This window comes from Nocardia sp. NPDC050799, assembly GCF_040654015.1.
Taxonomy (GTDB): domain Bacteria; phylum Actinomycetota; class Actinomycetes; order Mycobacteriales; family Mycobacteriaceae; genus Nocardia.
Window position 1 is genome coordinate 1 of the sequence record NZ_JBFAHF010000013.1, and the last position, 25,501, is coordinate 25,501.

The window sequence follows — 25,501 nt, forward strand, 5'->3', positions numbered from 1 at the left end:
ATACTCAACACGCTCGCGCTGTTTTATGGTGAGCGGATAACTGGGAATTAAACGGAACGGTCACTGTTCCGCCCACAAAAATTCTGACACTCTCGCGTGCGGTCCACACCCTGACCGATATCGTCGACGACCTTCAAGGTCAACCCGCCATCATCGGCAGTCAGGGCACGTTCATCGCGCGAACCCTGATCGGACTCGGATGCTCTGGCGTCAGCTGGGCTTTCCAACAGGCGATGCCGATGCCTGCGATCTACCGGCTCGAGTTCAGCGGCCCAACCGTTTACGCGGTCGGGCCAGGCATCTGACCCACAACAACCGACCTCGCCGAGGTGGTTCAGGGCCAGCGGAAGTCGTGGGGGCGATCGGTCCAGATTTCCGACCAGTCCCACAGCGGTTGCAGGGCTTCCCCGAGACGGACCCCGGCGATGGTCAGTTCGTACGAACCCTTCGGACCGTGCTTCTCCAGCAGCCCGGCCGCCTGAAGCTGCTGGAGCCGGTTCGACAACATGCTCGACGAACAGTTGCCCATCCGCCGCCGCAGCTCCAGGAACCCCAGCGGTCCGGGTTCGAGCTCCCACACCACCCGGAGCATCCACCGCTGCCCCAGCAGGTCGATCGCCGCCAGAACCGGTGCGTTGCTGAACTCATCGGCCGACCCGGCAGACTCGCGATCATTTGCGCTTCTCATTTCGAAGCACCATAGTTGCTTCTCAATCAGAAGCATCCGGCCGAGTGAGGAGAACACCCGATGGACCAAGCGGACCCATCCCCGCGACGAATCGTGCTGGTGACAGGAGCCTCACGCGGTATCGGTGCTACCACCGCCCAGCAACTGGCCACCCCGGGCACCCACGTCCTGGTCAACTACCGCGAGAAGATCAAACGAGCGCAGACGGTGGTCGATGTGATCACCCGTGTCGGCGGCAGCGCCTCGGCGGTCGGGGCGGACCTGTCCGACGACACCGCGGTCACCGAGATGATCGACCACATCCGAGACCGGTACGGCCGGCTCGATGCGCTCGTGCTCAACGCCTCGGGCGGACTCGAACGCGGCGCCGACCCCGGCTACGCCCTGCGCCTCAACCGCGACGCCCAGGTCCGGCTCGCCACCCTCGCCCTGCCCCTCATACCGCCCGGCGGGCGGATCGTGTTCGTCACCAGCCACCAGGCGCACTTTCATGCTGACGGTGGTCCGCTGCCCGACGGGTACGAGCCGATCGCCACGAGCAAACGCGCCGGCGAAGACGCCCTGCGCGCCCTCATCCCCGAATTCACCGACCGCGGTGTCGGGTTCGTCGTGGTCTCCGGCGACATGATCGACGGGACGATCATCATCCGGCTGCTGGAACGCCGGGACCCCGACGCGGTCGCCGACCGCCGAACTCACGGGCCCCTACCCACCATCGACGACTTCGCCGCGGCCATCGTCGCCGCGATCGACGCCCCCGCGGCCAACGGGCACACCTTCCTCGTCGGCGGGCACGACTACCTCACCACCACGATGCGCTGAACCACCGACCCGCGCGGCGGTGTCCACAATGGATCATTGATGGACAAGTAGTTCAGAAGAATCATCGTGATCAGCGATGATCTAGCCCGTCCGTGTCCAGGAATGCATCCGTTGATGAACACATCTTCGGGTTGTCCGTCGAACGCGGGACCCCGTCGGGTCGTAGTTGGTAGTAGTTGTCATCGGCGGCGCTTCACATCTGGTGTCGCTGTGACAGCGAGCAGTGAGGTGAGAGTGGCCGATTCGATCCACGGGACCCAAGGCTTGTTCGCGGGGACGGCCTGGCACTATGCGCGCTACCGGCCCAGCTATCCGGAAGCGCTCTTCGATGACTTGATCCGCCGATTCGGCCTCGACGGCACCGGCCGAATCCTGGACTTGGGCTGCGGTACAGGTCAACTGACCCTGCCCCTGGCGGCGCACGTCGACGAAGCAGTCGGCGTGGACCCCGATCCGGAGATGCTCGCAGAGGCCGCACAGCGATCCCGCGAAACGGGCGTCACCAACGTGACCTGGGCACAGGGCAGCTCAGCAGATCTCGGGGGCGGGTATGGGCGCTTCAGACTGGTGACGATGGGCCGGTCGTTTCATTGGATGGACCGCGGCCGAGTACTGGCGCTTCTGGAAGACATGGTCGACGACAGTGGCGGATTGATAATCGCCAACGATAGTTGCCTTGTGCGGCCGGCCACCGTCTGGCAGCGAGCGATCGAACGAATCCAAGCTCGGTTTCTCCCCGCGGACTTCGTACCGCCGGTCCCGCCATCGGGCCGTGCGGACGACGACGGACATCTGACCCACGAGGAGGTACTGGGTCGATCGCAGTTTCGCAGGGTCGATCGGCGGACCTACGAATTCGAGCGTGTGTGGACAGTCGAACAGGCTATCGGCTACCTGTACTCGACATCGCTACCTCTTCGCCGAGTATTGGGCGAAGAGCGGACGGCGTTCGAACACACCGTCCGCGCGGAACTGCTCACGATCGATTCGAGTGGACGGTTCGCCGAACCGGTGACCCTGGAGGTGTTGACGGCCACGCGGCCATAGGGCGATCGGGTCGGGGCCGGCGCACTCACGCGAGTTCGGGTCCGGCCTGCACCGGTGTGCCACAGCCGCTGTTCATCAAAGGGAGATTCGCGGGCATTTCGGAGCCTAAAGCATCGTTGAACAGCGATGATGCGCCTCTCCAATGTCCAGGAATGCACCGGTTTTTGAACAGCACCGGTGGACTGCACCAAGTAGTGCGATGGTCGCCAGTGTTTCCGAGTCGGCGCGTGGAACGGGGTGTTGGTGGCCGGGTATTGGTCGCGTCGGTGAGTGCGGCGACGCGCCTGCCCAGCCGGACGGGCAAGATCTGTTCGAGTTTGGCCAGGGCCTGTAATGCGATGTCCGGGCTACCGCCGACGCCGCTGCCTGCCAGCGTCAGCAATGCTGAGGCGACCGCGATGGCCTCGTCGTCGTGCAGTAGCAGCGGTGGCAATTTCTGGCCGGAAGCCAGCCGGTAGCCGCCGGCGGTGCCGGTGGTTGCCTCGATGCGATATCCGAGTTCGCGGAGCCGGTCGATATCGCGTCGCACGGTGCGGCCGGTGACGCCGAGCCGCTCGGCGAGTTCGGCACCGAACCATTCCCGTCGGGTCTGCAGCAGCGACAGCAGGCGCAGCATCCGCGCCGGCATGTCTGTTGTCATGAAAACCAGCTTGCCACGGCTTGCGGACGCGTTCGGTCCTAAAGGCAATACCGTTCAGTTAGTGTCTGAGGATGGTGCATATCGGCAACTGGGTGGGTTGCGGATGATGTTGATGGTGCGCGCGTTTGGCGGCCCATTTGAGGACTTTGCGTTTGACGACGCGGGAGTTGGCGCGGTGTCGGCGTGCAGGGTTGACGCGGCGCAGTAGTTTGGCGATGCCATGGTTCCACAATCGGGTGGCGGCGTTGTGGTTATGAAGGGGGAAATGGGCTGTGGGCCAGGGATCTTCGGGTGATCCGCAAGGCGGCGACGAAGGACATCCGGTCGGGGTCGTGACTGCCGGCGGTCGCGACGTCGAGCATCAGGGTGCGGATGGCGTAGTGGCAGCACAAGTGCCCCCAGATTTCTTGCCGGACCAGCGGTGGGGATTTCGACCGCAGCACGGCTCGTGGTCCGCGTTGGTGGGTTTTGAGTTCGTCGAAGGTGTTCTCGATCTCCCAGCGCTGGGCGTAGGCCAGCGCCAACTCTTCGGCAGGTGCGTCGGAGGGGTCGAGGATCGTGGTCAGCAGTCGGTACTGCTCGGGGTTCTCTCGCCCGTCGTCGAGGGTTTAGTCGATCACGCGCACCGTGAGCGGTGTTCGCTGCTGTCGATCCTTCCCGGAGGTCGCGACGATTCGCGCCAGCCAGGATCCGTCGTCGAGGGTTTCGAGATGCCGAGGTGAGAGAGTGGATTTGACCCGCCACAGCAGATCAGCGCCGGTGGCGGCGACCCGGGTCCACATGTCGAATCCGTAGATGCCGCGATCACCTCATCGACCAGCGATGCGGGAAATACCCTGGTCAACAGCCCCACCGACACCACATCCGATAACCGTCGATCCGGGACCGGCTTCACCCATCCACTACGAGGCACGCCTCATAATAACCCAGACTTCACTAACTGAACGGTATTGGGCTTAGGCCGGATGCACGGCCGGTACTGGGGGCATCGCGTGCGCGACGAACCTGCGCTGGCCTGGCTCGAACCGTTCCTGCCCTGGGACGGTATGGAAATCGCCCCACTCCAGGAAGCGCTCGACCGCCTGGGTGACGACGCACCGGCCGAGGTCGCTTCACTGACCATCGACCACCTCATCGAAGGTATCTGGAAGCCCTATATCCACACCCTGACCACCGGCCCACAGACTCTGCTGCACGGCGACCCGCACATAGGCAACATCTACCTACTCGCCGACGGGCAGGTCGGATTCCTGGACTGGCAGGTCGCACGCCGCGGCAACTGGTCACTGGACCTCGGCTACTTCCTACAGGGCGCGCTCACCACCGAGGATCGCCGCCGCCACGAGAACGACCTGCTCGACCGATACCGCGACGCGCTCGCACTACCCGCCGCCGAAATGCCCACCCGCGAACAGATCCGGTTCGGCTACCGCGCCTCGGTCGCCCACGGCCTGACCCTGTGGCTGTGCACCGCCAGCGCCGGCGAACTCTGGCAACGCCCCGATATCGCGATCGCCCTCGCCCACCGCTATTCAGCGGCCTACGGCGACCTCGACACCGCGGCCGCAGTGACCGCCCTCAACCGATAACCACCGAACGCAGCCGAGAAGCGAGATGCGCACCGGCCATAAGTGATCAAGCGCCTCGCTCCTCCATCACCGCTCCAACAGTGTCCATAAAAGGGGGTAATTCCGATACTCAAGGAACTGACGGGACACAGGAGATCGCCGTGCGCGGCCGGCGGACCCGCTACCTCGATGAGGGGACCGGGGTCCCCACGCTGCCGATCCACGGAATCGGGCGCAGCCTCGAGGACTGGATCGAACAACATCGGCTGCTCGCCGGCCGCGGGCTGCGGGTCATACTCGATTGGTCAGAGGAGGGCGCCGCCGGAGACCTCGATGCGCTGGGCGGTCATCCAGCGCAGGCCCTCGGACGCCAGCGTGGCGATGGCGTCGCCGATCTCCTCAGGTTCGCCGACGCGGCCGAGCGCGGTCTGCCCGGCGAGACCTCGGCGCATCTCGGCGTCATCCCGCATGGCACCGCCGTTGAAGTCGGTGGCGGTCGGCCCCGGGGCAATAAAGTTGACCTGGATGCCGCGGGGGCCGAGTTCTGCGGCCAGAGTGCGGCTCAGGGCCTCGATGGCCTGAACCGCGGTTACGACGGCACTTCCCTCGCCCGCATTGCCGAAAGGGCGGCGATCTCGAAGTCCACTCTGTTCAAGCAGTTCCCCACCAAGGCAGCCCTCTTCGAAGCCATCGTCACCGAGTCCTGGCAGCGCGACGCCGGAGACACTGTCGCACGGCCTCAGGCCGGAGACCTGCGTTCCGGCCTGACCTCCATCGGCCGCCGCTACGCCGACCTGATAGGCCGGCCCGGCATGACAGCTCTGTTCCGCATCGTCATCGCCGAGCTGCCCCGCTTCCCCGAACTGGGGCGGATGCAGTTCCAGCTCGGCAAGCTACCCTACTTCACCTCAGTCCAGCACTATCTGGAGTCGGAGCACGAGGCCGGCAACGCCGACGTCCCGGACGCCGAGAGCGCCGCCAACCAGTTCCTCGGGATGATCGCCAACTACTTCCTGTGGCCCCGCATGCTGCTGACCGACTGGAACCCCGCAGCCTCTGACATCTGCTACGCCGTCGAGCAGGCTGTAGAGACCATGCTCGCTCGCTACACTTCCGATCGACCAGCCTGATCCGAAGCCGGAATTCGTACACCGGCACCAAGTGCTGGAGGGGCACGCGGAGCTGCCGCCGTGCGGACCTTCGAGGAAGTGCGCCGCGGACAGGGCGGCGCGGCGTTCGATGTCACCGAGGCCGGCGGCCTTCGCGGAGTGGTACAACCACGTCAACCTCACCGTCCACGACCACGGCGGCCACTTCATACCCTGGGAAATCCCTGACGAATGGACGAGCGATCTACGTCGCACCTTCCGGGGACGGCGCTGACCCGCGGTCGGCAGGGTGCGCCCCTCCTCCCTTGTATCGAGTTAATCACATGGAAGTCGATAGGGATCTGCTGTCCGATGGTTTCGACATAGCTAGATGCGCATATCTAGATAGCGACAGATCAATCAATCGTTGGTGGCACGCGAGCGTAACGGACACCCAGTAGTTCCGGTAGCCCGAATCGGCCATCGAACTCCGATTTGTTCGCCGACCACAGCACGCACCTTTCCGGGAAGGCGCAGGCCCGGCACTACACCCGGCCGAGGCCGCTGGGGCGGGATGCGAACGGTCCGGCCCGAATCCGATGCCGCGCCGCTAGTCTGGTGCGAACGCCGCGAGACGGAGACGAACAGAGGACAGGAGACCGATCCGATGGGTCCGGTGAACCGTCGCCGATTTCTGATCACCAGCGCGGTAGCCGCCGGCGCTGTCGTCCTGGGAACGGGACGAGCCGGTGCGCGCCCTACTCCCCCGGTGGAGGTTGCCCCGCTGGGTGCCGACTTCTTGTGGGGGGTGGCCTCTTCGGGATTCCAGTCCGAAGGGCATGCGCCGGACAGCAACTGGACCCGTTATATCGCGGCCGGGAAAACCGAGGACCCGTATCTCGACTCGGTCGATTTCTACTCGCGCTACCGGTCCGATATCGCCCTGGCCGAGCAACTCGGGGTGCGCGCCTACCGGATCGGGATCGAATGGGCCCGGATACAACCGCGTCCGGGCGAATGGGACGAGGACGGTTTCCGGTTCTACGACGAGGTCGTCCAGGCCATTCGCGCGGCGGGTATGCGCCCCATGCTCACCCTCGACCATTGGGTCTATCCGGGCTGGCAGGTCGATCGCGGCGGGTGGCGACGCGCCGGAATGGTCGAGGACTGGCTCAGCAACGCCCGCCGGGTCGTCGACCGGTACGCCCGGTACGAACCGCTGTGGATCACCTTCAACGAACCCGCCGCCTACCTCATGAACGAGGTGCGTCACGGCGGGATCGGTGTCCCGGATATTCCGGCGATGCAGGACCGGCTGGCCGACGCCCACAATGCGATCTACGACCACATCCACCGAGTACAGCCGGGGGCGATGGTGAGCAGCAATGTCGCTTATATCCCCGCCGCCGAAGACGCCGTGAACGGCGCGTTCATCGGCCGGATCGGCGCGAAACTGGACTACATCGGGATCGATTACTACTACGGGTTCTCCCCCACCGAGATCCTCGCCCGGATCCCCGACCCCGGCAAGATGTGGACACTGTCGCTGCAATCGGAGGGTATCTACTACGCGCTCGACCACTATGCGCGGCGGTTCCCGGGCAAACCCCTCTACATCGTGGAGAACGGGATGCCGACCGAGAACGGGCGCCCGCGGGCGGACGGCTACGCCCGCGCCGATCTCCTGCGCGACACCGTGTACTGGATACAGCGCGCGGTGGCCGACGGTATGAACGTCATGGGATACAACTACTGGAGCCTCACCGACAACTACGAATGGGGTTCCTACTCACCGAGGTTCGGGTTGTACACCGTCGATGTGCTCGGCGATCCCGCCCTCACCCGCCGGCCCACCGACGCCGTGGCCGCCTATACGGCCGTCACCCGGCGCGGCGGCGTCCCCGGCGACTACCGGCCGACCCGGGCGCCGGCCACCTGTTCGATCGTGGACGGACTCACCAGCTGCACCGATCAGGTCACCGTGCCGCGCTGATCCGCGCACGGTGACCTGATGCTGTGACCCGTCCGACTCGGGCCGGTACGATGCCGCGGCGAGCGGGTCGTGCGAGACTGGCCGGGTGAACGGGGAGAAAAAAGTCCGCGCCGACCGTACTCGCTCCACAAGCGCCACACGGCCTCCAGATCGGGGGGACGTCTTCGGTTCCGGCGTGTTGTGGCTGGCCAAATGGGCGGCATGCGTCGTCGCCATCGCGGCGGGCGCCTGGGTACTGGGGTTCCTGGCGGCCAGGCTGTGGGTGGTCCTGCTGCCGGTGCTGCTCGCGATCGTGGTCTCCACGGTGCTCTGGCCGCCCACCCGCCTGTTGGTGAAAGCCGGGTTGCCGCCGGCCGCGGCGGCCTCGCTCACACTCATCGGGTTCATCGGCGTGCTGGCGGGCGGTATCGCGTTGATCGTGCCCTCGGTAGTGGATCAGGTGCCCGAACTCTCCGATAAGGCCACCACGGGTATCAACACGGTCCGGGACTGGCTGCAGGGCCCACCGCTGAACATCCGCGACGAACAGCTGAACTCGGCCGTCGATGCGGTGGTGTCGCGGATGCAGTCCAGCGCCGAGCAGATCGCCTCCGGTGTCTTCACCGGAGTCAGCACCGCCACCTCCGTACTGGTCACCATATTCCTCGTGCTGATCCTCAGCTTCTTCTTCGTCAAGGACGGGCCGAAATTCGTCCCGTGGATGCACAAATTCACCGGCGGGCGCAGCGGCCGGCATTTCGAGGAAGTGCTGGTGCGGGTCTGGGATGTGCTCGGCGGGTTCATCCGCACCCAGGCGCTGGTCAGCTTTATCGACGCGTTCTTCATCGGGCTCGGGCTGGTACTGCTCGGCGTGCCGCTGTGGGGCGTGCTCACCGCACTGACATTCCTGGGCGGCTTCATCCCCATGGTGGGTGCGTTCGTCGCCGGCGCGCTGGCGGTGCTCGTGGCGCTGGTCGGCAACGGGTTCACCACCGCGATCATCGTGCTGGTCATCATCATCGCGGTGCAGCAGCTCGAGGGTAATGTGCTGCAACCGGTACTGCAGAGCCGCACCATGAAACTGCACGCGGTCGTCGTGCTGCTGGCAGTCACCGGGGGCGGCACCCTGTACGGCATCACGGGCGCGTTCCTGGCGGTACCGGTGGTCGCCGTGGTGGCGGTCGTGGTCCGCTACATCAGCGAACAGATCGATGTGGCCGTGGCCGGAGATCCGGCCGAGAAGGTCGCGGCGGATCCGGCGTCGCCCGAGGTGGATACCGAAAAGTCCGCGGAACCCGGCCGGTAGCGCCGAGCTCGAGCTACCCCGAGACCCGGTTCACGCCACGCCGAGCAGCGTTTCCAGGCCGGCGATATGAGTTTCGAAGACCTGCGTGCGGTCGGTGAAGGTGTCCGCACCGTACATATCGAAGACGTCGAAGCTCACGGCACCGAACAGCGCGCACCAGACGGTGAGCCCGCGCGCCAGCACCCAGTCCGGCACCTCCAGCCCGAATTCGGCCCCAATCCGGACGAAATCATCGGCGAGCGGCCCGGTGAGCGGCGGCCGGTCCGTCGCCGGAGGCACAAGCAGTCCGCGGCGATGGGCCGCGGCGAATAGCCCCATCAGCGTCACGATCACCCGGGTGCCGGGCGTGACCGTGCGATCGGCCGGGGCGGCGTAGCCGGGTACCGGAGTACCGAACAGCAGGCCGTACCAGGCCGGTTCGGCGAGCGCCCAGGCGCGGACGGTACGCGCGGTGACCCGGAACTGTTCGATCGGGTCGTCGGGTGCGGCGGCGAGTGCGGCGTCCACCGCATCGCCCAGCGCATCGTATCCGTCGACCACCAGCAGGGTCAGCAGTTCGTCCCGGCTGCGGACGTAGCGATAGACCGCGGAGGAAACCACGCCCAGGTCGCGGGCCACCGCGCGTAACGACAGGGCGGCGGCGCCGTCGGTGGCAAGATGTTCGCGCGCGATCCGCTTGATATCGATCATCGTCTGGGCCCGGGCGCGGGCACGAGGGGTGGTCATAGGACCACCCTGACCAATTCAGAGAGCACTGTCAACAGTAGTGAGCATTGCTCCGATTCGGCTGTGTTAATGTTACCGCAAGTCACTGCTGACCATCCGAACCCAAGGAGAAGTCCCATGTCCGAGGCGGCCACGGATTTCGATGTCCTCATCGTCGGTTCCGGGTTCGGTGGCAGTGTCACCGCCCTGCGGCTGATCGAAAAGGGCTATACCGTCGGCGTCCTGGAAGCCGGCCGCCGCTACGGCGACGACGAGCTGCCCAAGACCAGCTGGGATCTGCGCAAGTTCCTGTGGGCGCCGAAACTCGGCTGCTACGGCATCCAGCGCATCCATCCCCTGCGCAATGTGCTCATCCTCGGCGGCGCGGGGGTCGGTGGCGGGTCACTCAACTACGCCAACACCCTCTACGTCCCGCCGGAACCGTTCTTCCAGGACCCGCAGTGGCGCGATATCACCGACTGGCACGGCGAACTCACCCCCTACTACGAGCAGGCGAAGCGCATGCTCGGCGTGGTGCAGAACCCGCATATGACGCCGGCCGACGAAGTCTTCAAACAGGTCGCCGAGGATATGGGCGTCGGCGACACCTTCGTCCGGACCCCGGTCGGCGTGTTCTTCGGTGAACCCGGCGAAACCGTGGACGACCCCTACTTCGGCGGCGTCGGCCCGGCCCGCACCGGGTGCCTGGAATGCGGCGACTGCATGGTCGGATGCAAGTTCGGGGCGAAGAATACCCTCGTCAAGAATTACCTGTACCTGGCCGAACGCGCCGGGGCGCACGTGGTGCCGATGACGACGGTGACCGAACTGCGGCCGCAACCCGACGGGAGTTGGGTGGTCTCGGCGCAGCGCACCGGTGCCTGGGTTCGTAAACAGCGCACCACCTACACCGCCCGCCAGGTCGTGGTCGCTGCCGGCACCCTCGGCACCCAGCGTCTGCTACACGAGATGCGGGACCGGCGGGTACTCCCGGAACTGTCCGACCGGCTCGGCCTGCTCACCCGCACCAACTCCGAATCCATCGTCGGCGCTGCCACCAAGAAACTCGCCCCGGGTCAGGACTTCACCCGGGGCGTCGCGATCACCTCGTCGATCCACCCCACCCCCGACACCCATATCGAGCCGGTGCGATACGGGCGGGGCTCCAACGCGATGGGCTTGCTGCAGACGCTGATGGTCGACGGTGGCGGCCGTATTCCGCGGTGGCTGCGGTTCCTGGGTACCGCGCTGCGTCACCCCCTGCTGCTGCTCAGCTTCCTGAGCGTCCGCAACTGGAGCGAACGGACCATCATCTCGCTGGTGATGCAGCATCTGGACAACTCCATCACCACCTACACCACCCGCGGACTCTTCGGCCGCAAGCTGACCAGCAAGCAGGGGCACGGCGAGCCCAACCCGACCTGGATCCCGGCGGGCAACGAGGCCACCCGCCGGGTCGCCGAGCAGATCGGCGGGACCGCGGGCGGTACCTGGGGCGAAGTGTTCAATATCCCGCTCACCGCGCATTTCCTCGGCGGCGCCGCAATCGGCGCCGACCGCGATACCGGGGTGATCGACGCCTACCACCGGGTCTTCGGCTACCCGACCCTGAGCGTAGTGGACGGCGCCGCGGTCTCGGCGAACCTTGGGGTCAATCCATCCCTGACCATCACCGCCCAAGCCGAGCGCGCCGCCGCGTACTGGCCGAACAAGGGCGAACAGGATCCCCGGCCCCCGCAGGACACGCCGTACCGCCGGATCCCCCCGGTGGTACCGAAATCCCCGGTGGTCCCCGAATCGGCGCCGGGCGCGCTGCGGTTGCCGATCACACCGGTGACCGACCCGGCCGCGAGCTGAACGGCCTCAGCCCTTGAAGTAGACCAGCTGATGGCTGGTCGCCAGCAGGGTGCCGTCGTGGCCCCACAGGTGGGCGATCTGATCGAAGTGGCCGTGCCCGAAGCGGTTCGCGCGGGCGCGGCCCAGCAGGAATTCGGCGCCCTGGGCGGCCAGTTCCTCGGCGGTGGCGTGGAAGTACACGGTGAGTGAGATCGTGCCGGCCGGTAGGTAGCGCCCGCGCCGCAGGAATACGCGGGGATAGAACGCGTCCGACATGGCGGTGAGCGAGGCGAAGTCCACCGGCCGGGCCGGGGTGTCGCGGAGCCACAGGGTGCTCACCGAGTCGGGATTCTCCGGGATCTCGGCGGTGGGCTCGACATCGGGGACGGCGCCGGCGACGAACCGCAGATCATAGTTGCGGCCCCAGGCGATGAAATCCGGGAAGATCTGCGGTTCCACGCCCTCGGCGTCCGGCCCCGGCACCGACGGCATGCTCAGCTCGAGATCCGACCAGGTGTCGCGACGGATGCCGAATACCGCGGTCGCGGTGGTGGTGACCGTGCCGTCCTGGATGAGTTCGAGCTGCCAGTGCTGATTCGTGCGATTGGTCCGCACCGGCCGCGCGGTGATCTCGAAGGGCCCGTCGGCGATCGGTCCCGCGTAGTTCACCGTCAGCGACAGCGGATCACCGGCCCGTTCGGGATGCCGTTCGACCGCGCGCAACAGCGCCGCCGCGGTGACGCCGCCGAACGGGCCGACCATATTGGCGTAATCGGGGCAGGTGTGACCGGCCAGCCGGTGCGCGTCGGTGTATTCCACGGCGATGGCCGTATCGAAGGGGTGGGGCGGCGCGTCGATACCGGTCACGAATCCTCCAGACAAATCAGGCCGCTGACACGGCGAGGCGATGGTAAGTATGACAACATACATAGCAATCACGGGCAAGAGGGAGCAGCGCATGCCACGACCGAAGGATCCCGAGGGGCCCCGGGCGGCCATGATCGACAGCGCGATATCGCTGATCCGGCGGCGTGGCGTCGCGGCCGTCTCGTTCACCGACGTACTCCAGGCCAGTGGCGCACCCCGCGGATCGGTGTACCACCACTTCCCCGGCGGCCGGGCACAACTGATGACCGAGGCCACCGAGGCCGCGAGCAGCCGGGTGACCACGGGAGTCACCGAAGCGCTGACGGCGCCGCAGTCCTCGACGGCCCTGCGCGCACTCGCCGATATGCTGGCCCGCGGGCTGGACAAACACGACTACGCGCTCGGGTGCCCGATCGCCGCCGCCGCGCTCGGCAACGAACCCGGCGCTGTCGCCGCCGCCGGAGCGGCATTCGACACGTTGCGCGAACTCGTCGCCGCCAAACTCGTCGAGGACGGGGCGCGGCCGGAGCGGGCCCGCTCCATCGCGCTACTGGTGATCAGCGCGCTGGAGGGTGCGCTGATCGTCGCCCGCACCGAACGCGGACCGGCCGCGCTGGACACGGTGGTCGAGGAGTTGAGCGAGATCTGCCGGGCCGCGGTCGAGGACCGGTAGCGCGCTCACTCCACCGCGCGGGTCTTGATGGCGTCGCGCGAGATGAACACGTCGTACTCGCCGGGCGTCGCGATCACCGCGTTCCCGTAGGCCGACCGGACGAACGGCGAGGTGAACCAGCGGTTCTCGCTCATATCCTCGAAGAAGTCGCGATCCCCGCCGTTGAGGAAGATGTGGTTCTGCGCGGTGGCCACCCCGTCGAGCCGCTGCCCGTACAGGCGCGACACCTTGTACCCGGAATGGAAGCCGAGGGCGTTGACCCATGGTTCCAGCTCCACCAACTGCGCCTGCAGTACCCACATATCGCCCTCGACCCGGTGCGTACTGCGCTCGGTGGTACCACCGTCGATATCGAACAGCGTCAGCTGTACCTCGAGTTGATGCTCCGCACCCGACACCGGTGCCACCACCACGTGCGCCGCCCGGACCTCCCCTGTCAGGCCCAGGTAGGTCTGGACGAGTGTGGCGATCCACAGCACCAGCGCCGCGGCGGCCAGAAGTAGCGCCCCACCGGCGCCCCGGGCGATCAGGGCCCGCGGCCCCCTCTTGCGCAATGCGAACAACGCCGAAACCAGCAGGGCCACACCGAGGATGATCGCGAGGATCGAACCGGCTTGCAGCACCCCGAAATCCACCGGGTAACTCATGCGCCGGTTATACCCCGGTGGCGCGTGAAGTCACCCGCAAACGAGGTTTTCCGATCGATTCGTACGCCGCGGCGAAGACGCCCCGCATCCCGCCCCACTCTCGTATGTTTGCGGGTACACGAGATCGAAAGGTGCGAAGGTGACAGAAGTCAGTGCGGACTATGTGATCGTCGGGTCGGGATCGGCGGGAGCCGTGCTCGCGAACCGGCTGAGCGCGGATTCGGGCCGTTCGGTGATCCTGCTGGAGGCCGGCCCGGCCGACAAGGACAAATTCATCCACATACCGGCCGCCTTCGCCAAACTCTTCCGTACCCCCTACGACTGGGACTACCTCACCGAACCCCAGCCACAGCTCGACGATCGGCAGATCTACTGGCCCCGCGGCAAGACCTTCGGCGGCTCGTCCTCACTCAACGCCCAGATGTGGGTGCGCGGTTTCCGCGCCGACTACGAGGAGTGGTCGGTCGCCGGGGGCCCGGAATGGGGCTTCGACCGGGCGGTCGAGCAGTTCCGTTCGATCGAGAACGTCGAGGGCACGACCGCCCCCGACCACGGCACCGGCGGGCCCCTGCACATCTCGCATCAGCGCAGCCCACGACCGTCCACCACCGCCTATCTGCGGGCCGTGGCCGAACGCGGTTACCCCGTCGAGGAACCGAACCTGCCCGAACCGCAGGGTTTCACCCAGACCATGGTCACCCAGTACAAGGGGCGACGCTGGAGCACCGCCGACGCGTATCTGCGACCGGCGCTGAAGCGGCGCAATCTTCGGGTGTACCCGGAAGCCACCGCCACCCGGGTGTTGTTCGACGGCGACCGCGCCGTCGGTGTCGAGTACACGCGTGGCGGCCGGATCGAGAAGGTGACGGCCCGTACCGAGGTCGTGCTCTGCGGTGGCGCGATCAACAGCCCGCAACTGCTCATGCTCTCGGGTATCGGCGATCGCGCCGAACTCGAACGCCACGGGATCACGGTCCGCCACCACGCGCCCGAGGTCGGCGCCAACCTGCAGGATCATCTCGTCACCGGACTCGGTTACGGCGTCGACACCGATTCCCTGTTCGACGCCGAGAAACCGGCCCAGCTGATCAACTACCTGCTGCGCCATCGCGGCATGCTCACCTCGAACGTCGGTGAAGCGTACGGATTCGTCCGCAGCCGCCCCGAGCTGGAACACCCGGACCTCGAATTGGTCTACGCGCCCGCGCCCTTCTACCACGAGGGCCTGATCGAGCCGACCGCCCACGGCGTCATCCTGGCGACCGTCCTGGTGCGCCCGCACAGCCGCGGCACGATCACTCTGGCCTCCGGCGATCCGCTGGCCAAGCCGGTGATCGATCCGAAGTACCTCGCCGACGAGCAGGGTATCGACCGGGCGGCGTTGATGACCGGTCTGCGGTACTGCGCCGAGATCGCCGATACCGCCGCCATGCGAGAGGTGCTGGGTCCGCTCTGCTATCCCCCGGACGCACCCGCCGACGGAGCGGCAGAAGCCACTCGCGCGCTGGCACTCAACGGCTATTCGCACACCCTCTACCATCCGGCCGGCACCTGCCGGATGGGCTCGGACGAGACCAGCGTGGTGGACCCGCAATTGCGGGTACGCGGCGTGCGGGGCCTGCGCGTCGCCGACGCCTCGATCATGCCGGTGCTGGTACGCGGGCACACCCACGCGCCCAGCATGTTCATCGGGGCCCAGGCGGCCGACTTCCTCACCCGCGCATAGATCGCGGTGCACCGGCCCGGACGCGGTACGGGGCCGGTGGCAACCGGATCGGCCGAGCCCACCGAGTGATCCGAGCGGTGGCCACCCGGTGGGCGTCCTGCCGCCGCGTTCCCTGTTCGACTCACCCGGCGGCTCCGGCCGCCGTCGCCGCTCCGCTCGCGGCCCCGTCCACACCGGCACGACCGCATCGCCTGCCCGCGGCCGTTGTCGCCGCCTTTTCCGAAATCAGCCGGTGCGATGCCGGTCTGTACACCGGACCCGGGGTTCCGGTACTGCGATCGTGGTCACCGGCCCCGTCGTCGCCGTGACCGCCGGCACCCGTCACCCGGCATTGCTGAGACCGCTACGAGACCCGACCGGCTCGGCCGCCGGGACAGTCGCGCGGGACTGCGGGCATTCACGGATTCTGCGGTAATTCCAGAGCGGCGCGCAAGGTCGGCCAGCTGCGATGCAATTGCACTTCGAAATCCGGCCAGGAATGCATTCCCGCGGGCAGATAATCCACCACTGCGGGAATTCCGAGTTCGGTGAGTCGGGTGGCGAATCGTTGCGTGCACAGGTGCGCGCCCGACTCCAGCAGGGAGCCGCCGCCGAGGAGAACTGCCAGAATTTCCGGGCTGTCACCGATCGACATCAGTGCGGCGTTGCTGGGCGAGCCGTTGGCCACCGAAACGTAGATCCGGGTGCCCCGCAATGTGTCCGCGCCGAGCAGACTGTCGTGGGCGAGCCACTCCGGCGAAGCGGGCGGGCCGAACAGGTTCTCCGGATTGCCGCCACGCGAGGCCACCGTCATGGTGGTCACCGCACGGCCGAGCTGGTCGGAAGTGGAATAGCAGCCGCTCATCCCGGCGACGCCACGGTAGAAGCCCTGATGCCGCTGGGTCAGCATCATCGCCGCCTGCGCGCCCATGGACACCCCGGCGATCGCCCGGGTTCCGCTGGCGCCCAGATACTTTTCGACAATGGGCGGGAGTTCTTCGGTGAGGAAGGTCTCCCAGCGGTTCAGGCCCAGCGCGGCGTCCACTCGGATCCAGTCGGCGTACATACTGGCCGTACCACCGGTGGTCAGCACCACGTCGACCGGTTTGTCGGCGAAGAATGCGGCCGCCCCACCCTTGGTCAGCCAGCCCGAGGTCGGGCCGCCGTCCACGCCGTCGAGCAGATACAGCGTGGGCCGGGGCGCCGGACCGGAACCGATCAGGGTGTCGATCGCGATCTCACGGCCCATGGCGGCCGAACGGATGTGTAGCCGGATCCGCCGGTCGTCGAGTACCTGAACGCGCAGCAACCGGCCACCGGACTCCTGCGCACTCATGGCAGGTGCCGGAGGCGGCGGGTTTCCCGTGGGGCCGGCGGCGGCCGGGGGCATCGCGGCGGCGACCGCGCCCAGTACGGCCAGTACGGCCAGGAACGGAACCCGTGATTTCATCTCGTACCTCGCAGTAACGCTCGCAGACCCGGCTCACCCATCACGCGGCTCCCGGTGTGCCCGGACGGGCCCGGCGCGGCGACGGGACATGGCAGCCGGTGCACACGCAGCGCGTCCGCGACCGCGTCGTCCTGTTCGGCGGTGGCTTCGCCTGTTATCCGGTACAGACCGGGTGGCTGTCCGCTGGTACGGAGCCGGTCCAGTACGTCGTGGGTGCGCCCCGCCAACTCCGGTACCTCCGCGGTGGCGCCCGCGGCGACCGTCGCGGTGGGCCGCACTTCCGCGGCCTCGGCCACCAACTGCAGTACCTCGGCGCTCATCAGCCCCGCAGCGGCGCGACCGCCCGGCCCGGACCGGTCCGTTTCCAGCGGGATCAGCACAGTTCCGCCGTCGGCACGCAGCAGGGACAGCGACCGCGACCCCAGCGGAGTGCCCAGCGCGGCCTGCACCCGGCGCAGTTTCCGACGTGCCGCCGACACCGCTTCCGGGCCGCCCGCGCGCTCCTCGGCGTGCGGCGGGAGCGCCAGCGCCACCACCTGATAGGCCGACGCCACCCGGAAGCCGGACCGTTTCGCCAGTGCGGCCACCCCGTGCCCGCTCAGCAGGGCGGCCACCATCGTCTGTGCCGAGGTCTGATGTTCCCGCGCGACGACCCGGTGCTCGTCCAGATACGCCGCCGCGGCGGCGGTGCTCACCACCTCCACCACCCGGACCAGCAGCCGGGCCCCGTCCACCATCGCCTCGGCCCGCAATGCCGCGGCGGCGATCCGTTCCGCGAGGAATTCCACAGCGTCCCGGGCACATTCGTGGCAGGCGGTGAGCACCGTTTCCAGTGCTACCCCCTCCCGGGCCCAGCGCACCGCCGCGGCCACGACCGCCGGTGGCGCGGCGGCGGGAGCGGCGGGTTCGGGCGCGAGGACTTCGGCGATATCGGCGAGACACCGCCGCACCGTCGTGCCCACATCCGCGGTTCCGCCGAATCGATCGGGGCGCCGCAGATGCGCCACCAGTTCGGTTTCCAGGTCCATACTCCCGGAATCGGCCCTACTGCCCACCATAACTACCGGACAGTAACCTCTTCCGCGGGCCGGTCGATACGATCTACCGGTACTCCGGAGAGTTCATCAGTGACCGGCCCGCGGTTTGGGTTCGATCACAAGACGGTAACGAGTTATCCCCCGCGAGTTCAATACTCGAACAATTCGCGCGACGGCCGGCGACCACCCGCCCGGCCCCGCGGGTGGTCAGCGACCCGTGCCGCCCTGTTCCCGGCGGGCCGGCTGGTCCATGATCCTCGGCTGGCGCCGGCGCAGAGCCGTCAGCAGGCCCGGCGTGTATTCCGGCGGCGCCGCGTGCACCGACAGTTGATTGGCGACCGCGCGGTAGGCGTCCAGGTCCGCCTGCTTGTCGAGATAAAGAGCGCCCGTGAGCTGCTGGAGATAAACGATATCGGGTAGATCCGCCTCGGCGAACCGGAGATAGGTGAACGCGCCGTCGGCCAGCGCCGGACCGCCCACGTGATCGGCCAGGATCTGCACCGTGATGTGCGGCTGCCGGGCAGCGGCCAGCAGCCGGTCGATCTGCGCACCCCATATCCTCGAGCCACCGATCCGACGGGTCAGGGCGGCCTCCTCCACAATCAGCCAGAGATGCGGCGGATGCGGCCGGTCGAGAATGTGCTGGCGGCGCATCCGCAACGCCACCCGGCGTTCGATCGCGTCCTCCGGCTCGCCCGGATGCGCCAGCGTCAGCAGGGCACGCGCATAGTCCGCGGTCTGTAGTAGCTCCGGCACGGTTCGCGGTTCGTAACAGCGGATCACCTGCGCGGCCTGCTCGAGACCCAGGTACATATCGAACCATTTCGGCAGCCAGTCGTTGTCCCGGTGCCACCACCCGGAGGTATTGGCCTGCCGAGCAAGTTCTTGGAACGCGTCGAGTTCCTCGGTATCGGTAACCCCGTACAGTTCGAGCAGATCCACCAGATCGCGTTCCCGGATACTGGTGCGCCCGAGCTCGAGCCGGCTGATCTTCGAATCCGAACCCCGGATATGGTCACCGGCCTGTTCCCGGGACAACCCGCTGGCCTCGCGCAGCCGCCGTAACCGGCCGCCGAGCACCATCCGCAGCACTGTCGGCCCGCCGTCGGCCGCGGCTCGCGCCGTGAACCCCGGGACGGCCGAGGTCTCCGCCTCCAACGCCGCTCGCATTCCAGAAGCACCCATTATTCGAGTTTCGCATGGGAGCCGTGCCGGAGACCAAACGAAAGAGTCGTGGCGTGAACGACATTCACCGACGGGGGCACCCGGAATCGGACTCGCCGAACCGGGTCGTTGCGACGCGGTTCATGCCCGCGACCCCGGCTACAGGAGCGGGTACGCACCGGTGTGAATCGCCCCGAGCCCCTTCCGTGGCGTGCTGTGAATTCCCCAGACCCAGCACCGGAACATGTTCTCAGCAATGGTGCGAACCTACTGTGGCACACAACGGCGCCGTCGGGGACGCCTGGAAGGAGACGCGGATATTGGACGCCACGACACCGGCCACCGCCGAACGCGACGACATCGCCCGCGACCACCTCACCCGCCGGATCACGGTCTACTTCAACGGCACCACCGCAGACAGCGCCCTTGTCCTGGAGTACGCGGCGACCAATGCCGAAGCCTGGGAATTCACCTCCGCGGCAATGCACGCCGGGCTCACCGTCACGGTGGACAGCAAGATCAGACCCGGTCTGCGCCGGCTACCCTGCCACAGCCTGTGGCGTTGAGCGGCCGGCCGGGCGCGGTGCGCGCACTCCGGCGCGCGCCACATTCACCGGCAGATCCGCACCGCAGCGGCGCGACCCTCTAGGCTCGGAAGCAGCCGGCGCGACGGGCGGGCCGGCTCCGAGGCGCAGGAGCGAGTATGCCGATCGATTCCGCGGCCCGCGCGGCCGGCGTATTGGCGATGCTCTCGGCCCTGGCCACCACCGGCTGCGCGAGTTCGGACTCCGATATCAGGTCCGATAGTGCGCCCGCGGCCACCACGACGCCCACGATCACGGCGCCGGCGACCGCAGTCACCCGCACCCCCCGCCCCGCTCCCACGGTCGATCCGTACGCTGGGCAGCCCCTGATCTATCACCTGGAATGGACCGAGAACGCCGACGGCCCACGACTGAAGGTCCACCCGACCCGGGCGGGCCGCGACACCACCTATCCCGGATCCGACCTCCGCGCCTGGCAGGAGGTACGTACCGCCGATCCGGCCGCCGACACCCCGGGCATGTGGGACCAGTTCCGCTGCCACTGGGACTGGGCACGCCTCATCGCCCCCGACAAACCCACCTGGAACCTCGAACCCTGGCGGCCGCCGGTGGGCTACGACGCGACCGTCGACGCCGCCTGCAACCCCGGCGGACCCGAACGCTGACCCCGAAAGGACCCCGTATGCGCATCGTCATCGCCGGTGGACACGGCAAGATCGCCCTCCTGCTCGCCGAACTCCTCACCGGCCGTGGCCACAGCGTCATCGCGTTGATCCGCAATTCCGCCCATGCGCCGGAGGTCTACGCGACCGGCGCCGAATCCGTGGTCCTGGATCTGGAGCAGGCAGTGGTGACCGACCTGGCCGCGACCGTCCAGGGTGCGGACGCGGTGGTTTTCGCGGCCGGCGCCGGGCCGGGCAGCGGGGTGGCCCGCAAGTACACCGTCGACCGCGACGGCTCCGTCCTGCTGGCCGAGGCCGCCGAACGGGTGGGGACCCGTCGCTTCCTGCAGATCTCGGCGATGGGGGCGGGTCTCGCCCCGGCCGCCGGCACAGACGAAGTGTGGGCCGCCTATATCGACGCCAAGACCCAGGCCGAGGACGATCTGCGCGGCCGTGACCTCGACTGGACCATCCTGCGGCCCGGTCACCTGCTCGACTCCCCCGGCACCGGTTCGGTCACCCTGGCGCCGCCGCGGCTCGACCGGGGAGATATCCCGCGCGCGGATGTCGCCGCGGTGTCCGCGGCACTGCTGGAAGCCGACCATACCGCCGGTCTCACCCTGGATCTGGTCGCCGGCAGCACACCGATCGAGGTCGCGGTCGCCGCCTTGGCACGCTGATTCCGGCATCGAAAACCGTTCGCACACAAAGAATCGATCGTGCAGATGTACTTGCATTTGAAAGCACCAGCGACCTAGACTCTTCCCACACCGCTATACAGGGGAAAACAAGGGGAGGCCGCGTTGAGTGAGCCGACGACACCATTCGCCAGTGGTTTACTGCCGCACCTGCGGGAGAGTCCGGCGGATCCGACCCGATTCGCAACTACTCCAGCAAGAATCGATCCCGCCCCGATCGGCAAGCCGGCGAACGGTATTGAGATGACAACATTCGGCCTCCACAGCGGCCACCCGCTCGGCGATTCGACGCGCGAGAGCGCCGTGGAATTCGTTATCGACGCAATCGAATCCACTGGTGCGGCGACTCGGGACGATTTCGATATCGACCAGATCGTCACCACCGCGCACGCTCTGGCGGACGATTGGGACTTCCGGTCGTTGCGGCCGGACACCTTCTGGCGCGTCGCGTCGACCTTCATCCGGGCCTGACGCGCGTCGGCCCGGCTTATCGCGTCTCGGTGCCGAGACGATAAGCCGGGCCGCGGCTTTCGCCGTTCGACCCGACCTCACAGGCCTTTCGTATAGTCCGCGATGATCCTGCGCGACTCTTCCGGCGGCGCCGCCTGCACGCTCAACCGGTCCATCACCGACAGGTACAGCGCCAGATCTTCACGCCGGTCCAGATACAGCGCGCTGGTCAGCTGTTCGAGGTAGACGATATCGGGCAGCTCGGTCTCGGCGAAGCGGAGAATGGTGAAAGAGCTTCCCGCAGCAGCGTGTTCACCCGCGGAGAAGGGGACCACCTGGATGGTCACATTCGGCAGCCGGGTCAGCTCCAGCAGATGTTCCATCTGCGCCCGGTGCACATCCCGGCCACCGACCGGACGGTGCAGTGCCGCTTCGTCGAGTACCGCCCAGATGACCGGCGGATCGGCACGATGCAGTATTTCCTGCCGGCGCTGGCGGAATGCCACCCGGCGATCGGTATCGGAATCCTCGTAGCCGAGCGTCACCACCGCCCGGGCGTAATCCGGTGTCTGCAGCAGGCCGGGCACCAGGTGCGATTCATAGGTACGGATCTTGCTGGCGGCCTGCTCCAGACCCAGATACGTGCCGAACCAGGGTGGCAGCAGATCGCCGTAACGATGCCACCATCCTGGTTCGTTCGCTTTACGCGCGAGTTCGAGAAAGCTCTCCCGCTCCGCCGGGTCGTCGACGCCGTACAGCGTCAGCAGATCCCGGATATCACGCTCTTTGAAACTCGTCCGGCCCAGTTCGAGCCGGCTGATCTTGGCGTGGGAGCCGCGGATGGCGTCACCCGCGGCTTCTCGGGTGATCTTCTTACTCTCGCGCAGTTTTCGTAACTGGCCGCCCAGAGCGATACGTAGAACCGTGGGGCCGCGTTCCGCCTCGACGGATTGCGCGCCACCACGGTTCTCGGGCTCTGCGATCATGGAGTCGTCTCCGATTTCGGGTTAACCCTCGGTGCGCCGCTCATCGGATCGGGCGCACCACGCCGACGGCCCATGCTACCTCTCAACCTGCCAGATCGTCGAACTCTCCGGCTTTGGCACCCTGCAGGAAAGCTTCGATCTCCGGGCGCGTGTAGAAGATCACCCCGCCGTCGGGGAAGCGCGAATTACGCATGGCCACCAGATTGTTGGCCGCCTCGGCGAACTCGACACAGTTCCCGCTCGGGTTGCTGAAGGTGCTCTTCCGCCAGGCTCCGATCACCTGGTTCGTTACTTCCGACATAGGACCCACTCCTTGCTCATGGTCGCTGACGCCACTGTCGCATACCGTCGGTCCTTACAGATGCAAACGCAGGTGTTCTTGCATCTGCACCGACATCAGGACGATAGCACGAAGTTCGCCACACCGCGTTCACGGGCCCCCGGCGCCCGCGCACGGCCCCGGCGGGCACCGGTGACCACGCCGCGGGCCGCCCTCGAAGGGAGCGCCGGAGCCGAATCGGACTGCGCCGACCACCGAAGATGGCCGCGTCGAGTCTTGTACTGTCGCAGTGGACATCGGTTTCACCAGCCGTCGGGCCCACCGCCGGTCTCCGTGCCGGCGCGTTCCGACCATGACCGCCCAGGAGTCCGCCATGTCCGAAGAGCACCGCCCCGCGATCCGCACCGATATCCCGCACTCCGCCCGCATCTGGAACTACTGGATGGGCGGTACGGAGTACTACGAGGTCGATCGCATCGCCGGTGACGCGGGGATCGCGGTCGATCCGGAGATCACCACCATGGCCGTCCAGTCACGGCAATTCCTCATCCGGGCGGTGCGATTCTTGGCCGCGGAGAAAGGGATCCGGCAATTTCTCGATATCGGCACCGGCCTGCCGACCATGCAGAACACACACGAGGTGGCCCAGCGCGTCGCACCCGAATCCAAGATCGTCTACGTGGACAACGATCCGCTCGTCCTCGCCCACGCCCGCGCGCTGCTGGCCGATACCACCGACGCGGGTGTCACCGTTTACCTGGACTCCGACTATCACCGGCCCGAGCTCATCGTCTCCGACGCGCGGCACGTCCTCGATTTCACCGAGCCGGTGGCCGTGATGTTCATGGGCGTGCTCGGCCACGCGGAATCCTTCGCGGAGATGCGGCGGATCGTGCACACCGTACTCGAGGCCACCCCGTCCGGCAGCTATCTCGTCCTGTGGGACGGTACGGACGACAGTGCGGCGTACGTGACGCTGTGCCGGAACTACACCGATACCGGGGGCGTGCCCTATACCCCCCGTCCCCAGTCGGAGATCCGAGCCGTATTCGACGGATTGACACTGGTGGAACCGGGCGTCGTCCCGATCGACCGGTGGCGCCCGGACACCTCCGGCGGCGAATCCCGGCCGGCGATCTCCGCGTACGGCGGGGTGGGCCGCACACCATAGAGCCCAAGCCGCCCGCGGAAAACACCGGAAACGGGGTTCGTGCGACTTCATCTGTTGTTTGCAGATGTACTTGCATTTGTAAGCGACGGCGGCTTAGACTCAGGCGCACAGGAGGGGCGATACACAGCATTTTCCTCGGCGGATTCACCGGCCGGAGGTATCGCCCCGCAACGTCGCATGTGAGGGGCAACCGAATGATCCAACCATTCCGAAGTCCCCCTCGGAATGCCGTGGGCGCCGCCCCCGGCGGCGGTCATCCACTCGGGCACCACCCGGAACCGCTACGCCGCTACGCGGCCCCCGAAGCCGGTACCGACTGCAATTCCGAACCGCCGGTACTCACCTATCGGCAGGCACGCGAGATCCTGCACATCCACGATGTGCACGGCCCGCAGTGCCGCCAGTGGCTGGCCGCCGCCGCCTATCTCTCCGCGGGCCTCGACGACGAGTAGCCGATCGACGGCTCCGCTCACCGCACGACTTCGAAAAAAAGGCCGTCGATGCCAATTCGTGCTGGCGTCGACGGGTCGAGCGCGAGATTCTGGAATCCCGCGCTCGAGTGGATGGTGACCATGCGAATCGCCGAGATACTGCACAACAAGGGCAGCGCCGTGACGACCGCGCGTCCGGATCTGGATATCCGCGCGCTGCTCGCGCTGCTCGCCGAACACAACATCGGAGCCGTCGTCGTCTCCCCCGACGGCCGCCGGATCGCCGGAATCGTCTCCGAACGCGATATCGTCCGCGCCCTGTACCGGCACGGCGCGGCACTACTGGATTCCCCGGTCTCGCGGATCATGTCCACCGACGTCCGGACCTGCGCCCCCGAGGACCACGTCGAGGGGCTGCGCCGGATCATGACCGATCACCGGGTCCGGCATCTGCCGGTGGTGTCCGGCGGTGAACTGGTCGGCATCGTGAGCATCGGCGACGTGGTCAAGAGCGCCATCTCCGAACTCGCCACCGAACGCGAGCAGCTCGTCGAATATCTACAGGGCGGCTACTGATCGCTCAGCCGAGATCGGCGGACAACCATCGGTGCGGGCGCATGAACACGACCACCTGCTCACCCAGCTCGGCCGCGGCGAAGGACAGGTACTCCTCCACTCGCTCGGGCGGCAGGTAGCGCGCCACCATCTCGCGATGCCGCTCGTCGGTCAGCGGCTCGACCCGGGTCACCGGACCCTCCACGCTGACATAGCGGACGGTCGGCTCGACGCGCTCGGCCAGCAGGCTGAACCGTCCCGCCGCCCGGATCCGGCGCATCTTCTCCGACTCCGGGCCGGTGAGCACCCAGAGATCACTCCCCGGCTCGTACTGGTACCAGATGGGCACGGTGAGGGGACCCCGCTCCGGACCCGCCGATACCGAGAGCGCGCCGATATGCGGCTCGGCCAGAAACGCCTGACGTTCGTCGAGTGTGAGTGGCATATCGGCACCATAACGCCGGACACCGACATCTCCCGGGAGCTCGTCACCCGGCGCTCTGCGCCG

General features: G+C 67.2%; 26 protein-coding genes and 3 pseudogenes. 16 read left to right on the top strand and 13 right to left on the bottom strand.

Features of this window, described 5'->3' with window-relative positions:
- Positions 1-334: 334 nt before the first annotated feature.
- The gene (locus tag AB0H42_RS15320) at positions 335-688 is read right to left on the bottom strand and encodes a helix-turn-helix domain-containing protein (RefSeq protein WP_357055594.1); all 354 of its coding nucleotides are present in this window, start codon (positions 686-688) and stop codon (positions 335-337) included.
- 60 nt (positions 689-748) lie between these two features.
- On the opposite strand from AB0H42_RS15320, the gene AB0H42_RS15325 reads away from it, so the two are divergent.
- Positions 749-1,510 (top strand): SDR family oxidoreductase, encoded by a 762-nt coding sequence (locus AB0H42_RS15325; protein WP_357055597.1) that lies wholly within the window; start codon positions 749-751, stop codon positions 1,508-1,510.
- A 66-nt stretch (positions 1,511-1,576) separates the two neighbouring features.
- Positions 1,577-2,557 (top strand): class I SAM-dependent methyltransferase, encoded by a 981-nt coding sequence (locus AB0H42_RS15330; RefSeq protein WP_357055600.1) that lies wholly within the window; start codon positions 1,577-1,579, stop codon positions 2,555-2,557.
- A gap of 277 nt (positions 2,558-2,834) precedes the next feature.
- Here AB0H42_RS15330 and AB0H42_RS15335 read toward each other — a convergent pair.
- Together AB0H42_RS15335 and AB0H42_RS15340 are read right to left on the bottom strand one after the other, a co-directional pair.
- A pseudogene (locus tag AB0H42_RS15335) lies at positions 2,835-3,197 on the bottom strand (HTH domain-containing protein); the annotation flags it as partial.
- Positions 3,198-3,448: 251 nt separating this feature from the next.
- A pseudogene (locus tag AB0H42_RS15340) lies at positions 3,449-4,003 on the bottom strand (IS4 family transposase); the annotation flags it as partial.
- Positions 4,004-4,144: 141 nt separating this feature from the next.
- Between AB0H42_RS15340 and AB0H42_RS15345 the strand changes: the two are divergent.
- Positions 4,145-4,786 (top strand): annotated as a pseudogene (locus AB0H42_RS15345) (phosphotransferase); the annotation flags it as partial.
- A gap of 284 nt (positions 4,787-5,070) precedes the next feature.
- Here AB0H42_RS15345 and AB0H42_RS15350 read toward each other — a convergent pair.
- Positions 5,071-5,508 (bottom strand): SDR family oxidoreductase, encoded by a 438-nt coding sequence (locus AB0H42_RS15350; RefSeq protein ID WP_357056019.1) that lies wholly within the window; start codon positions 5,506-5,508, stop codon positions 5,071-5,073.
- On the opposite strand from AB0H42_RS15350, the gene AB0H42_RS15355 reads away from it, so the two are divergent.
- The 3 genes from AB0H42_RS15355 to AB0H42_RS15365 all read left to right on the top strand — a co-directional run bounded on the left by AB0H42_RS15355 (position 5,398) and on the right by AB0H42_RS15365 (position 9,131).
- Positions 5,398-5,895, top strand: coding sequence for a TetR/AcrR family transcriptional regulator C-terminal domain-containing protein (locus AB0H42_RS15355; RefSeq protein ID WP_357056022.1), 498 nt, complete (start codon positions 5,398-5,400; stop codon positions 5,893-5,895). The two genes, AB0H42_RS15350 and AB0H42_RS15355, sit on opposite strands and share 111 nt — an antisense overlap.
- Before the next feature lie 625 nt (positions 5,896-6,520).
- Entirely contained in the window at positions 6,521-7,846 is a 1,326-nt protein-coding gene (locus tag AB0H42_RS15360; protein ID WP_357055603.1) for a family 1 glycosylhydrolase, read from the top strand.
- 85 nt (positions 7,847-7,931) lie between these two features.
- A complete protein-coding gene (locus tag AB0H42_RS15365; protein ID WP_357055606.1) occupies positions 7,932-9,131 on the top strand; it encodes an AI-2E family transporter in 1,200 nt (399 codons plus the stop codon).
- 30 nt (positions 9,132-9,161) lie between these two features.
- On the opposite strand, the gene AB0H42_RS15370 is transcribed toward AB0H42_RS15365, so the two are convergent.
- Positions 9,162-9,857, bottom strand: coding sequence for a WHG domain-containing protein (locus AB0H42_RS15370; RefSeq protein ID WP_357055608.1), 696 nt, complete (start codon positions 9,855-9,857; stop codon positions 9,162-9,164).
- Between the two features lie 117 nt (positions 9,858-9,974).
- Here AB0H42_RS15370 and AB0H42_RS15375 point away from each other — a divergent pair, with 117 nt between their 5' ends.
- Positions 9,975-11,693, top strand: a complete 1,719-nt coding sequence (locus AB0H42_RS15375) for a GMC family oxidoreductase (RefSeq protein WP_357055611.1) — start codon at positions 9,975-9,977, stop codon at positions 11,691-11,693.
- A gap of 6 nt (positions 11,694-11,699) precedes the next feature.
- Here the strand turns inward: AB0H42_RS15375 and AB0H42_RS15380 are convergent, their stop codons facing one another.
- Positions 11,700-12,539: a thioesterase family protein gene (locus AB0H42_RS15380; protein ID WP_357055614.1), complete on the bottom strand. Its 840-nt coding sequence runs from the start codon at positions 12,537-12,539 to the stop codon at positions 11,700-11,702.
- 91 nt (positions 12,540-12,630) lie between these two features.
- Between AB0H42_RS15380 and AB0H42_RS15385 the strand changes: the two genes are divergently transcribed.
- Positions 12,631-13,212, top strand: coding sequence for a TetR/AcrR family transcriptional regulator (locus tag AB0H42_RS15385; RefSeq protein ID WP_357055617.1), 582 nt, complete (start codon positions 12,631-12,633; stop codon positions 13,210-13,212).
- A 5-nt stretch (positions 13,213-13,217) separates the two neighbouring features.
- On the opposite strand, the gene AB0H42_RS15390 is transcribed toward AB0H42_RS15385, so the two are convergent.
- On the bottom strand, positions 13,218-13,859 hold the full coding sequence (locus AB0H42_RS15390) for a hypothetical protein (RefSeq protein ID WP_357055620.1): 642 nt from the start codon (positions 13,857-13,859) through the stop codon (positions 13,218-13,220).
- Positions 13,860-13,998: 139 nt separating this feature from the next.
- Between AB0H42_RS15390 and AB0H42_RS15395 the strand changes: the two genes are divergently transcribed.
- On the top strand, positions 13,999-15,585 hold the full coding sequence (locus AB0H42_RS15395) for a GMC family oxidoreductase N-terminal domain-containing protein (RefSeq protein ID WP_357055623.1): 1,587 nt from the start codon (positions 13,999-14,001) through the stop codon (positions 15,583-15,585).
- A gap of 397 nt (positions 15,586-15,982) precedes the next feature.
- Here AB0H42_RS15395 and AB0H42_RS15400 read toward each other — a convergent pair whose 3' ends face one another.
- From AB0H42_RS15400 to AB0H42_RS15410, 3 genes are all read right to left on the bottom strand, one after another.
- Positions 15,983-17,014 (bottom strand): alpha/beta hydrolase family protein, encoded by a 1,032-nt coding sequence (locus AB0H42_RS15400; protein ID WP_357055626.1) that lies wholly within the window; start codon positions 17,012-17,014, stop codon positions 15,983-15,985.
- Complete coding sequence (locus AB0H42_RS15405) at positions 17,011-18,042, bottom strand: transcriptional regulator (protein WP_357055629.1); 1,032 nt, start codon at positions 18,040-18,042, stop codon at positions 17,011-17,013. Before AB0H42_RS15405 ends, AB0H42_RS15400 begins: the two co-directional genes overlap by 4 nt.
- A 216-nt stretch (positions 18,043-18,258) precedes the next feature.
- The gene (locus tag AB0H42_RS15410; protein ID WP_357056025.1) at positions 18,259-19,134 is read right to left on the bottom strand and encodes a helix-turn-helix transcriptional regulator; all 876 of its coding nucleotides are present in this window, start codon (positions 19,132-19,134) and stop codon (positions 18,259-18,261) included.
- A gap of 353 nt (positions 19,135-19,487) precedes the next feature.
- Here AB0H42_RS15410 and AB0H42_RS15415 point away from each other — a divergent pair, with 353 nt between their 5' ends.
- The 4 genes from AB0H42_RS15415 (at position 19,488) to AB0H42_RS15430 (ending at position 21,591) form a co-directional block, all read left to right on the top strand.
- The gene (locus AB0H42_RS15415) at positions 19,488-19,781 is read left to right on the top strand and encodes a hypothetical protein (protein ID WP_357055632.1); all 294 of its coding nucleotides are present in this window, start codon (positions 19,488-19,490) and stop codon (positions 19,779-19,781) included.
- 137 nt (positions 19,782-19,918) lie between these two features.
- A complete protein-coding gene (locus AB0H42_RS15420) occupies positions 19,919-20,425 on the top strand; it encodes a DUF2599 domain-containing protein (RefSeq protein WP_357055635.1) in 507 nt (168 codons plus the stop codon).
- Positions 20,426-20,442: 17 nt separating this feature from the next.
- Positions 20,443-21,102, top strand: a complete 660-nt coding sequence (locus AB0H42_RS15425) for an SDR family oxidoreductase (protein WP_357055638.1) — start codon at positions 20,443-20,445, stop codon at positions 21,100-21,102.
- Between the two features lie 123 nt (positions 21,103-21,225).
- Positions 21,226-21,591, top strand: a complete 366-nt coding sequence (locus tag AB0H42_RS15430) for a hypothetical protein (protein WP_357055641.1) — start codon at positions 21,226-21,228, stop codon at positions 21,589-21,591.
- Between the two features lie 77 nt (positions 21,592-21,668).
- On the opposite strand, the gene AB0H42_RS15435 is transcribed toward AB0H42_RS15430, so the two are convergent.
- Together AB0H42_RS15435 and AB0H42_RS15440 are read right to left on the bottom strand one after the other, a co-directional pair.
- Positions 21,669-22,556 carry a helix-turn-helix transcriptional regulator gene (locus AB0H42_RS15435; RefSeq protein ID WP_357055644.1) on the bottom strand — a complete coding sequence of 296 codons (888 nt, stop codon included), beginning with the start codon at positions 22,554-22,556 and terminating at the stop codon, positions 21,669-21,671.
- A gap of 82 nt (positions 22,557-22,638) precedes the next feature.
- Positions 22,639-22,857: a DUF397 domain-containing protein gene (locus AB0H42_RS15440; protein ID WP_030519885.1), complete on the bottom strand. Its 219-nt coding sequence runs from the start codon at positions 22,855-22,857 to the stop codon at positions 22,639-22,641.
- A gap of 352 nt (positions 22,858-23,209) precedes the next feature.
- Between AB0H42_RS15440 and AB0H42_RS15445 the strand changes: the two genes are divergently transcribed.
- The 3 genes from AB0H42_RS15445 to AB0H42_RS15455 all read left to right on the top strand — a co-directional run bounded on the left by AB0H42_RS15445 (position 23,210) and on the right by AB0H42_RS15455 (position 25,014).
- A complete protein-coding gene (locus AB0H42_RS15445; protein WP_357055647.1) occupies positions 23,210-24,007 on the top strand; it encodes an SAM-dependent methyltransferase in 798 nt (265 codons plus the stop codon).
- 230 nt (positions 24,008-24,237) lie between these two features.
- Positions 24,238-24,459, top strand: coding sequence for a hypothetical protein (locus AB0H42_RS15450; protein ID WP_357055650.1), 222 nt, complete (start codon positions 24,238-24,240; stop codon positions 24,457-24,459).
- A 120-nt stretch (positions 24,460-24,579) separates the two neighbouring features.
- Positions 24,580-25,014: a CBS domain-containing protein gene (locus AB0H42_RS15455; RefSeq protein ID WP_357056028.1), complete on the top strand. Its 435-nt coding sequence runs from the start codon at positions 24,580-24,582 to the stop codon at positions 25,012-25,014.
- 4 nt (positions 25,015-25,018) lie between these two features.
- On the opposite strand, the gene AB0H42_RS15460 is transcribed toward AB0H42_RS15455, so the two are convergent.
- Positions 25,019-25,438: a pyridoxamine 5'-phosphate oxidase family protein gene (locus AB0H42_RS15460; protein WP_357055653.1), complete on the bottom strand. Its 420-nt coding sequence runs from the start codon at positions 25,436-25,438 to the stop codon at positions 25,019-25,021.
- Positions 25,439-25,501 lie beyond the last annotated feature (63 nt).